Genomic DNA, 10,599 nt, shown 5'->3' with positions numbered 1-10,599 from the left:
CTGGTGGGTTCGCTGGGTGCGGGACAGCCTCTCATGCGCCGCGGGGCCTCACCCGGATGGCTGTGGATACCGCCGGTACGACCGCGGGCCCACCGCATATGGGTCAGGCCGCACGCTCACACCACGCCGGTACGGCCCGATGCTCGCGGCACACCGGTACGGCCGCACGCCCATGGCACACCGATACGGCCCGGCGCTCACGACACGCCGGTACGGCCCGGCGCGCACCGCACACCGGTACGGCCTCCCGCTCATCGGACGTCCGTACGGACGCGGGCTGAGCCACGGGTGCATCGGGCACGCGTACGGCCCCGCGCTCCGCGCGACCCGGCACGACCTCGTGCTCACCGCAATCCGGCAGGGCCTCGTGCTCACCGCGACCCGGCACGAGCGCGCGTCCGCCGTCCCCGGGGACGGCCGCCCCCGGCCCGCGGCGCCGCCGGAAGCAGCCCCGCTACCGGCCGTGGTCCTGCCCGCCCCCGTCCCACCGCGCCCTGGCCATGTCGATCCGCGGCACATGGCCCTCGGCCGAGCGCGCCGCCTCGCGCAGCGGGGTGCCCTCCTCCCGATAGTGGTCAAGGGCGCGCAGCTCGTGGCCGGGCAGCAGCACACCGTCCGCGCGCACCACCCGCCACCACGGCACGGCGCCCCCGTAGAGCGCCATCACCCGCCCCACCTGGCGCGGGCCGCCCTCCTCCAGCCATTCGGCGACGTCCCCATAGGTCATCACGCGGCCGGAGGGGATCAGCTCGGCCACCTCCAGCACCCGCTCGGCGTACTCGGGCAGCTCCTCGATGCCGTCCCCGCCCTCCGGCTCCCTGCTCTCCCTGCTCTCCCGGCTCATCCGCCCCATCCTGCCGCACCCCTCCGACAGCCCCGACGACAGCCGCGCCACACGCACACAGCCGCGCCGCACGCCCCTCCGCACGCCCCGCAGAGCGCGTCCCCGCACGCGCCGCAGAGCGCCCCACCGCACGCCCCGCGCGGGGTGGCCACAGGCCCGTTCCGGGCCGGATCGCGGTTCGATCACGCATTGCGCGGGAATCCTGAGCGGGGCGTACCATTCGGGGTCCACATCCCCGAAATGCACCCTGATGCCCCCCTCCGCAGCCCGGGCATGCCACCATCTTCCGGGCGGTGACTGGTGATACGAGATCAAGAAGAGACGGCGAAGCACCAGGGTGCGCAGCCTCCGGAGGAGGAGGCCCGCGCCCCGGAGGCGTTGCCGCACTCCACGACACCGCCCGGTCGGCCAGAGGCAGAGGCTCCGGGCGAGGGGGATGACTGCGGCCCGGACGGACCGGAGGACCATGTGGACCGGGTCTCCGGCGACGAGCCGTTGCTGCCCGCCCGTGTGCACCGCCCCGCCGATCTGCTGCGGATGCTGCTCGGGATCCTCGGCATGGCCCTCGTGCTCGCCATCGCGGCCTTCGCCCACGGCACCACCGCGGGTCTGGAGAAGGACATCGGGCACGGCGCCAACCAGGCGCCCCCGCTACTGATCGACTTCGCGGGCCTCACGGCCGGAGTGGCCGTCCTCGTCCTGCCGGTGGCCTTCGCCTTCGAGCGGCTGATCAAACGGGACGGACTGCGGATCGCCGACGGCGTGCTGGCCGCGGTGCTGGCCCACGGGGTGTCCCTCGCCATGGACCTCTGGGTCGCCAGAGGCGCCCCCGGCTCGCTCCGCGAGGCCCTTACCCAGCCCGCCCCCGGCGGCGCCTTCAGCGACCCCGTGCACGGCTACCTCGCCCCCGTCATCGCCTATATGACGGCCGTCGGCATGGCCCGGCGCCCGCGCTGGCGGGTGGCCATGTGGTGCGTGCTGCTGCTCGACGCCTTCGCGGTGCTCGTGGGCGGCTACACCACACCCTTCTCGATCATCCTTACGGTGCTCATCGGCTGGGCGGTCGCCTACGGCACGCTCTACGCGGTCGGCTCCCCCAATGTGCGCCCCACCGGCCAGCACCTGCTCGCCGGGCTGCGCCGGGTCGGCTTCAATCCGGTCAGCGCCCTGCGCGCAGAGGAGCCCGAGGACGAGCACGGCGGCCACGGCGACCGGGGCCGCCGCTATCTGGTCACCCTGGAGGACGGCCCGCCCCTGGACGTCACGGTCGTCGACCGGGAACAGCAGGCGCAGGGCTTCTTCTACGGCGTCTGGCAGCGGCTGACCCTGCGGACGATCACCCCGCCCCGCAGCCTCCAGACGCTGCGCCAGGCCCTGGAGCAGGAGGCGCTGCTCGCCTACGCGGCCATCGCCGCCGGGGCCAACGCGCCCAAGCTGATCGCCACCTCCGAGCTCGGCCCGGACGCCGTGATGCTCGTCTACGAGCACGTCGGCGGGCGCCCGCTGCACGCTCTGCCGGACGAGGCGGTCACCGACGAACTGCTGGCCGGGGCCTGGCACCAGGTCCAGGCGCTCCAGTCGCGGCGGATCGCCCACCGGCGGCTGGACAGCGACGCCCTGCTGGTCGACCGCAACGGCACGGTGTTCCTCACCGATCTGCGCGGCGGTGAGATCGCGGCCGGTGACGTGGTGCTGCGGATGGACATCGCACAGCTGCTGACCACCCTGGGCCTGCGGGTGGGCGCCGAGCGCTCCGTGGCCGCCGCCGTGGACGTCCTCGGTCCGGACGCGATCGCCGACAGCCTTCCGCTGCTGCAGCCCCTGGCGCTCGGCCGGGGCACCCGCGCGACCCTGCGCCAGCTCGCGCGCGAGCGCGCCCAGCGCCACCGGGAGGCCGTCCTGGAGGCGTCCCACGCCGCCAAGGAGGCCAAGGAGGCCCGGGAGACCGAGGCGAGTCAGGCCCAGGAGGCCACCGGGGGCCCGGAGGTGGCGGCCGGTGACCGTAAGACGGCCAAGGCCGAGAAGCAGGCGGAGAAGCGCGCCATCGAGGAGGCCCTGGAGGACGCCCGCGAGGAGGACCTGCTCTCCCAGATCCGCCAGCAGGTGCTGCTGGTGAGGCCGCAGGCGCCGATAGAGCCCGAGCGGCTGGAGCGCATCAAGCCGCGCACCCTGGTCAGCTTCTGCGCGGGGGCCTTCGCCGCGTACTTCCTGCTGTCCCAGTTCACCCATCTCAAGCTGGGCGCCATGGTGGGCGAGGCCAACTGGATCTGGGTCATCTTCGCGGTCGTCTTCTCCGCGCTCACCTATCTGGCCGCGGCGCTGAGCCTGCTCGGCTTCGTACCGGAGAAGGTGCCCCTCGGGCGGACGGTGCTGGCGCAGGTGGCCGCCTCGTTCGTGAAGCTGGTGGCGCCCGCTGCGGTCGGCGGGGTCGCCCTCAACACCCGGTTCCTCCAGCGCGCGGGGGTGCGGCCAGGGCTCGCGGTGGCCAGTGTGGGCGCCTCCCAGCTGTTCGGCCTCGCCAGCCATATCGTGCTGCTGCTGACCTTCGGCTACATCACGGGCACCGAGCGCACCCCGGCGCTCTCGCCGTCCCGGACGGTGATCGCCGGGCTGCTGACGGCCGCCGTACTGGTGCTGGTGGTGACCGCCATTCCCGTGCTGCGGAAGTTCGTCTCCACCCGGGTGCGGTCGCTGTTCGCGGGCGTCGTCCCGCGCATGCTGGACGTGCTCCAGCGGCCCAGGAAGCTGCTCGCCGGGATCGGCGGCACCCTGCTGCTGACGGTCGCGAACGTGATGTGCCTCGACTCCGCGATCCGGGCGTTCGGCGGTGAGCTGAGCTACGCGAGCATCGCCGTCGTCTTCCTCGCGGGCAACGCCCTGGGGTCGGCGGCGCCCACCCCCGGAGGTGTGGGCGCGGTCGAGGCCGCCCTGATCGCGGGTCTGACCTTCGCCGGACTGCCGTACGAGACGGCGGCGCCCGCGGTGCTGCTCTTCCGGCTGATGGTCTTCTGGCTGCCGGTGCTGCCCGGCTGGGTGGCCTTCACCCACCTCACCCGCAAGGAGGCGCTGTAGGGGCTCGCCCCCACCCACGTCACCCGTCACCCCGCGAAAGCGGCGTGCAGCACCCGTAGAGGCCCCTCCGGAGCCCTCCCGAGGCCCCTCTGGAGGGCTCCAGAGGGCACCGGGCACCCGCCGCTCCCCTCACCCGTACGCCCCCGCTGTGCGCGCGTGCGGCGGCCACGGACCGCACGATGGCGGTACCCCCACCCACGGGAGAGCCGCCGTGTCCCGACCTCTGCGCCTCGGTGCGCTGTCCGCCGCCCTGCTGCTGACCGCCCTGGCCGCCGGATGCGGTGGCGGCGGCGGACGGCCGGACACCTCGGCCCACCAGAAGCTGGACTGGTCCAGTTGCCCCGCCCCCTCCTCGAGCCAGGACGCGGCCGCCACCAAGGCCCCGGGCGGGGAGTGGGAGTGCGCGACGCTCCATGTGCCACTGGACTACCGCAAACCGCGCGGCAAGACCATCGGCATCGCCATGATCCGCGCCAAGGCCACCGACCGGCGGCACCGGATCGGCTCGCTGATCTTCAACTTCGGCGGGCCCGGCGGTTCGGGCGTGGCCACCCTCCCGGCGCTCGCGGGCAGCTACAAGCAACTGCGCACCCGCTACGACCTGGTCAGCTTCGATCCGCGCGGGGTCGGCCGCAGCAGCGGGGTGCGCTGCCTCTCGGACCGGCAGCTCGACGCCTACTACGCCGCCGACTCCACCCCGAACGACAACGCCGAGGTGAAGGGCCTGGTCCGCCGGGTCAAGACCTTCGCCGCCGGATGCGAGAAGAACTCCGGCACGATCCTGCCGTACGTCGGCACCACCAACGCCGCCCGGGACATGGACCTGATGCGGCGCGTCCTCGGCGACAGGAAGATGCACTACTTCGGGGTCTCCTACGGCACCGAACTCGGCGGCGTCTACGCCCATCTGTACCCGAAGAACGTGGGGCGCGCCCTCTTCGACGGGGTGGTGGACCCCATGCAGACGCCGGAACAGGGCGCGCTCGGCCAGGCCAAGGGGTTCCAGCGCGCCCTCGACGACTATCTGAAGGCGTGCCCCAGGGACAGCGCCTCCAGCTGCCCCACCCAGAGCCGGATCCGCACGCTGCTGAAGCGGCTCGACGGCCGTCCGGTGCGCGGCTACGGCGGCCGGAAGCTGACCGAGTCCCTGGCCGACGGCGGCATCGCGCAGTCCCTGTACTCGCGGGAGTACTGGCAGTACCTCACCCAGGGGATCGCGGGCGCCCAGCAGGGCGACGGCAGGATCCTGCTGGCCCTGGGGGACGCCATGAACGGTCGCGGCCCGGACGGCCGGTACAGCACCCTCCAGTCCTCTCTGTCCGCCATCACCTGCGCCGACTTCAAGCAGCGCTATACGGTCCCGGACATCGAGCGGAAGGTGCCCGCCTTCCGTAAGGTCTCCCCCGTCTTCGGCGACATGATGGCGTGGGGCCTGACCCAGTGCACCGACTGGCCGGTCCACGGCGCCTGGAGCACGCCCGACGTGAGCGCCAAGGGGGCCGCGCCGATCCTGGTCGTCGGCAACACCGGTGACCCGGCCACCCCGTACGAGGGCGCCGCGCGGATGGCGAAGGAGCTGGGCCCCGGGGTCGGCGTCCAGCTCACCTACAAGGGCGAGGGCCATGGGGCGTACGACAGCGGCAACGCCTGTGTCCGAAAGACGGTCAACGCCTATCTGCTCAAGGGCACGGTGCCTCCGAAGGGCAAGGTCTGCGCCTAGAGCCGACATAGGATCTCCGGATATGCCGAGTTCCCCACGCACCATACGGACCAGGGCGCTGGTCTCCATGACCGCCGTGGTCGCCCTTCTCGCCGCCGCGGGCTGTGACGGCGACGGGGGGAATGAGCAGGGCAAGGCGTCGTCCGAGCCCTCGGCGCCGGCCGCGGCCGCGCCTTCGGATTCCGGGCTGCCGGGCTCGCTCACCGGCCAGAAGCTCGACTGGTCGTCCTGCCCTGCCCCGAGCGTGCTGCAGGGCACCGGTGAGAAGCCGGGGAGCGGGTGGGAATGCGCCACGCTCAAGGCGCCGCTTGACTACGCGAAGCCCAGCGGCGAAACGATCGATCTGGCCATGATCCGCGCCAAGGCCACCGGCTCGGGCAAGCGCATCGGCTCCCTGGTGTTCAACTTCGGCGGACCCGGTGGGTCCGGGGTCTCCTCGCTCCCCGGTTTCGCCACCGCGTACGACACCCTGCGCTCGCGCTATGACCTGGTGAGCTTCGATCCGCGCGGGGTCGGCGAGAGCGCCGGGGTGCGGTGCCAGAGCGACGAGGAGATCGACGCCTCGGACACCGTGGACAGCACGCCGGACGACGACGCCGAGGTCAAGGCAGCGTTGGCGGACTCCAAGGCGTTCATGAAGGGCTGCGAGGAGCGTTCCGGCAAGGTGCTCGGCCATGTGGACACCGTGAGCGCCGCCCGGGACATGGACCTCATGCGGCAAGTGCTGGGCGACGACAAGCTGTCGTACTTCGGCATCTCCTACGGCACCGAACTCGGCGGCGTCTACGCCCACCTGTTCCCGAAGCGGGTGGGACGCGCGGTCCTGGACGCCGTGGTCGACCCCACAGAGGACCCCGAGCAGGGCTCCTACGGCCAGGCGAAGGGGTTCCAGCTCGCGCTCGACAACTACCTCAAGGACTGCGCCAAGAAGGGCACGGCCTGCCCGACCGGCGGCGACCCGGCGGCGGGCGCCGACCGGATCGTGGCCTTGCTGAAGAAGCTCGACAAGAAGCCGCTGTCCACCCAGAGCGGCCGCAAGCTCACCCAGGACGGGGCGCTGAGCGGTATCGCCGCCGCGCTCTACGACAAGGGGAGCTGGAAGTACCTGACGCTCGGGCTGCAGGAGGCGATGCGGCTCGAGGAGGGCAACATGCTGCTCGCGATGGCCGATTCGATGTCCGGCCGCGATGAGAACGGCCACTACAGCAACGTCAGCGCCGCCAACGCGGCCATCAACTGCGTGGACGACAGGCAGCGTTACACGGTGACCGATGTGAAGGCGCAGCTGCCGCGCTTCCGCAAGGCGTCCCCGGTCTTCGGCGAGTATCTGGCCTGGGGCATGCTCGGCTGCACCGGCTGGCCGGTGGACGGCACCACGGACGGCCCGGACGTCAGCGCCGAGGGCTCGGCGCCGATCCTGGTGGTCGGCAACACCGGGGACCCGGCCACCCCGTACGAGGGGGCCCGGAAGATGGTCCAGGAGCTGGGCAAGGGCGTGGGCGTCGAGGTCACCTACGAGGGGCAGGGCCATGGCGCGTACAACAGCGGCAACGCCTGTATGACGAAGACCGTGAACGCCTATCTGCTGGACGGGAAGGTGCCCGCGGGCGGCACGACGTGCCGCTGACGCCCTCGTGGCAGCCGTAAGGAGGGCCGGACGCTCCCGCGGCAGCCGTAAGGAGGCCGACGACAACCGTAAGGGGCCGGATCGCCGTCGGCGCGGCGGTCCGGCCCCCTCACGGGCGGTGGGTACCGGGGATCAGTAGACCGGCTTGTCGGGCTCGATCTGGTTGACCCAGCCGATCACGCCGCCGCCCACGTGGACGGCGTCGGAGAAGCCCGCGGACTTCAGGACGGCCAGGACTTCCGCCGACCGGACACCCGTCTTGCAATGCAAGACGATCTTCTTGTCCTGCGGAAGGTCCTGGAGGGCGCCGCCCATCAGGAACTCGTTCTTCGGGATCAGCCGGGCGCCGGGGATCGAGACGATCTCGTACTCGTTGGGCTCGCGGACATCGATGATGTCGATGCTCTCGCCGTCGTCGATCCACTCCTTGAGCTGCTTGGGAGTGATCGTCGCACCGGCCGCCGCCTCCTGGGCCTCGTCCGACACCACACCGCAGAACGCCTCGTAGTCGATCAGCTCGGTGACGGTCGGGTTCGGGCCGCAGACCGCGCAGTCCGGGTCCTTGCGGACCTTGACCTGGCGGTAGGTCATCTCCAGGGCGTCGTAAATCATCAGACGGCCGACCAGCGGGTCCCCGGCGCCGGTGAGCACCTTGATGGCCTCGGTGACCTGGATGGAGCCGATGGAGGCGCACAGCACGCCCAGCACGCCGCCCTCGGCGCAGGACGGGACCATGCCGGGCGGCGGGGGCTCGGGGTACAGGCAGCGGTAGCAGGGGCCGTGCTCGGACCAGAAGACCGACGCCTGGCCGTCGAAGCGGTAGATCGAACCCCATACGTACGGCTTGTTCAGCAGCACGCACGCGTCGTTGACGAGATAGCGGGTGGCGAAGTTGTCGGTGCCGTCCACGATCAGGTCGTACTGGGAGAAGATCTCCATCACGTTGTCCGCCTCGAGACGGCCCTCGTGCAGCACGACGTTCACATACGGGTTGATGCCGAGGACGCTGTCACGGGCGGACTCCGCCTTGGGCCGGCCGATGTCCGCCTGGCTGTGAATGATCTGGCGCTGCAGGTTGGACTCGTCGACCTCGTCGAACTCCACGATGCCGAGGGTGCCCACGCCGGCCGCGGCGAGGTACATCAGGGCAGGGGAGCCGAGGCCGCCCGCGCCCACACAGAGCACCTTGGCGTTCTTCAGCCGCTTCTGCCCGTCCATCCCGACATCGGGGATGATCAGATGGCGCGAGTACCTGCGGACCTCGTCGACGGTGAGCTCGGCAGCCGGCTCGACCAGGGGTGGCAGCGACACGGGGACTCCGTAAGGGGAGGGAGCAGACGGTTCACCCCCGCGTGAGCGGGGTGGTTTTCTTCTCGTAACACTGCCACGCCCCATCTCATTCCATGACACGTGGTCCGAGTCGCGAGACGATTTCGTCCCAGTAGCCGGGCAGGGCCGTCCAGGGGGAATCGGTGCAGGTCCGCCCCTCGGGGTGGGCCGTACGGTCGGTGAAGTAGATCGTGCCCGCCCCCTGCCAGCGGGCGATCCTCAGCGCTTCCTCAAGATGCCGACGGGGAACGCCGTGCACCTGGTGGCAGAACCGTTCGGGCGGATATCCCGCGGTCCACTCGGCCACCTGGGACCAGCGGTAGTCGGGCCACGAGCCCCGGAAGGTCACCAGCTGATCGGCGAGCTCCATATAGCCCTCATGCGGATGGATGCCCTGGCCGAGCACCAGATAGGCCCCGCCGAGCAGCGCGCGCAGCGTGGCCACCGTACGGCGGACCTCCGGCAGTCCCGGCCGGTCCACCGGGCAGCGCTCCAGACAGAAGCCGTCGACCTCGTACCAGTCCAGGAAGTGGTTGGCGTCACTGATCACCTCGCCGAAGGGGCGGGTGCCGCACCGCAGGTCGAGATGGCCCAGCACCCGTACGCCCGTGGCGCGCAGCCGGGCCGCCGCCGTGAGGCAGTGTGGATCCCTGCGCGCGCCGGGCCCGCGGGCGACGTTGAGGACCGCCCAGTGCAGGGGCGCGCCGGGGCGGGTGAGCTCGGCCCACTCGGTGGGCGCCACCAGGGGGTGGGCGTAACCGGGCACCCCGAAGCCCAGCCGGGCGGTGGCCGGGACCTCGTGTCCCGGGCCCGCGGGGATCAGATGCGACATGCCGCCTCCATCCAGATGTCGGCGAGCGACTCCTCCAGCGGGATCCTGGAGCGCCAGCCGAGCCGGTCGCGGGCGGTGCGCACATCGGCCTGCTGCCAGCTGCCGCAGCCGTCCGGGTAGGGGTAGGTGGTGGCGCCCGCTGGACCGCCGCCGTGCTCGCCCGCCAGCTGGGGGTGGGCGGGCGCGTGGCCGTGGGCGGTGGCATGGCCGTGGGCCGTGCCGTGGGGGTGGGCGGGCGCCGGGATGTGGGCCGCGGCGGCCGGGACGTGATGCGGGCCCCCGCGCCCCGGCGAGGTGTCGATCTCGTGCAGGGCGCCGCCGAAGCCCGCGACCCTGGCGAGCACGGACGCGGCCTCGCGCAGCCTTACGGCGCGCCCGGTGCCGATGTTGACCACGCCCTGCGCGGCCGACAGCGAGGCCGCGTGGACCGCCCGCGCCACGTCCCGTACGTCCACGAAGTCGCGCTGCACGCCCAGGCCGCTCAGCTTGAGCTCGCTCTCCCCCGACTGCATCGCGCGCCGCATCGCCTCCGCGAGCCGCCCCAGCGGCGAACCGGCCGGAGTGCCGGGGCCCACGGGCGAGAAGACCCGCAGCACCACCGCGTCCAGCCCGGAGCCGAGCACCAGCTCGGTGGCGGCGAGCTTGCTCACGCCGTACGGCCCGCCGGGGCGCGGCACGGCGTCCTCGGCGGTCGACGAGCCGGGTTGCGAGGGCCCGTACTCGGAGGAGCAGCCGATCTGGACGAGGCGGGCGCCGCAGCCGCTGCGGCGCAGCGACTCGCAGACGGTGGCCACGGCGACGGTGTTGTGCCGGGTGAGCTCGCGCGCCCCGCCACGGGTCGCCCCGGCGCAGTTGATCACCACGCCGGGGTGGACCGCGTTGAGGAAGCGGGTGAGGGCGCCCGGGCTGCCGTTGGAGAGGTCGAACCGCACATCGGCGTCGTCGCCGCGGCCGAGCGCGGTGAGCTGGACGGCGGGGTCGGCGAGCAGGTGTTCGGCCACATAGCGGCCGAGGAATCCGCCGGATCCGAGCAACAGGACTCTCATCGGTCGCGCCTCCCCGTACCCGCGCGCTGATCGGTCATGTCGCAGCTCATGTGGTTGCTCCTCGGACTCATTGAGGGGGGAAGGACGGGGGGTGGCGGGTTCGGTGGGCGCCTTACGGGCGCGATGGGC

General features: G+C 72.2%; 7 protein-coding genes. 3 read left to right on the top strand and 4 right to left on the bottom strand.

Annotated features, from left to right (window positions below; translation table 11 throughout):
• Nucleotides 1-454: 454 nt before the first annotated feature.
• Nucleotides 455-844 carry an MGMT family protein gene (locus VT50_RS18635; RefSeq protein WP_046085986.1) on the bottom strand — a complete coding sequence of 130 codons (390 nt, stop codon included), beginning with the start codon at nucleotides 842-844 and terminating at the stop codon, nucleotides 455-457.
• Between the two features lie 300 nt (nucleotides 845-1,144).
• On the opposite strand from VT50_RS18635, the gene VT50_RS18630 reads away from it, so the two are divergent.
• The 3 genes from VT50_RS18630 to VT50_RS18620 all read left to right on the top strand — a co-directional run bounded on the left by VT50_RS18630 (nucleotide 1,145) and on the right by VT50_RS18620 (nucleotide 7,263).
• On the top strand, nucleotides 1,145-3,916 hold the full coding sequence (locus tag VT50_RS18630) for a flippase-like domain-containing protein (RefSeq protein WP_046085987.1): 2,772 nt from the start codon (nucleotides 1,145-1,147) through the stop codon (nucleotides 3,914-3,916).
• A 211-nt stretch (nucleotides 3,917-4,127) separates the two neighbouring features.
• Nucleotides 4,128-5,636 (top strand): alpha/beta hydrolase, encoded by a 1,509-nt coding sequence (locus VT50_RS18625; RefSeq protein WP_046085988.1) that lies wholly within the window; start codon nucleotides 4,128-4,130, stop codon nucleotides 5,634-5,636.
• Between the two features lie 22 nt (nucleotides 5,637-5,658).
• Nucleotides 5,659-7,263 carry an alpha/beta hydrolase gene (locus VT50_RS18620; protein ID WP_046085989.1) on the top strand — a complete coding sequence of 535 codons (1,605 nt, stop codon included), beginning with the start codon at nucleotides 5,659-5,661 and terminating at the stop codon, nucleotides 7,261-7,263.
• Nucleotides 7,264-7,395: 132 nt separating this feature from the next.
• Here the strand turns inward: VT50_RS18620 and moeZ are convergent, their stop codons facing one another.
• From moeZ to VT50_RS18605, 3 genes are all read right to left on the bottom strand, one after another.
• Nucleotides 7,396-8,574 (bottom strand): adenylyltransferase/sulfurtransferase MoeZ, encoded by a 1,179-nt coding sequence (gene moeZ, locus VT50_RS18615; RefSeq protein ID WP_046085990.1) that lies wholly within the window; start codon nucleotides 8,572-8,574, stop codon nucleotides 7,396-7,398.
• 85 nt (nucleotides 8,575-8,659) lie between these two features.
• Nucleotides 8,660-9,424 (bottom strand): spherulation-specific family 4 protein, encoded by a 765-nt coding sequence (locus VT50_RS18610; protein ID WP_046085991.1) that lies wholly within the window; start codon nucleotides 9,422-9,424, stop codon nucleotides 8,660-8,662.
• Nucleotides 9,412-10,470, bottom strand: coding sequence for an SDR family oxidoreductase (locus tag VT50_RS18605; RefSeq protein WP_046085992.1), 1,059 nt, complete (start codon nucleotides 10,468-10,470; stop codon nucleotides 9,412-9,414). Before VT50_RS18605 ends, VT50_RS18610 begins: the two co-directional genes overlap by 13 nt.
• Nucleotides 10,471-10,599: the final 129 nt, after the last annotated feature.

This window comes from Streptomyces antioxidans (assembly GCF_000968685.2).
GTDB classification, from domain to species: Bacteria; Actinomycetota; Actinomycetes; order Streptomycetales; family Streptomycetaceae; genus Streptomyces; species Streptomyces antioxidans.
This window is presented reverse-complemented; position numbering and strand designations above follow the sequence as displayed.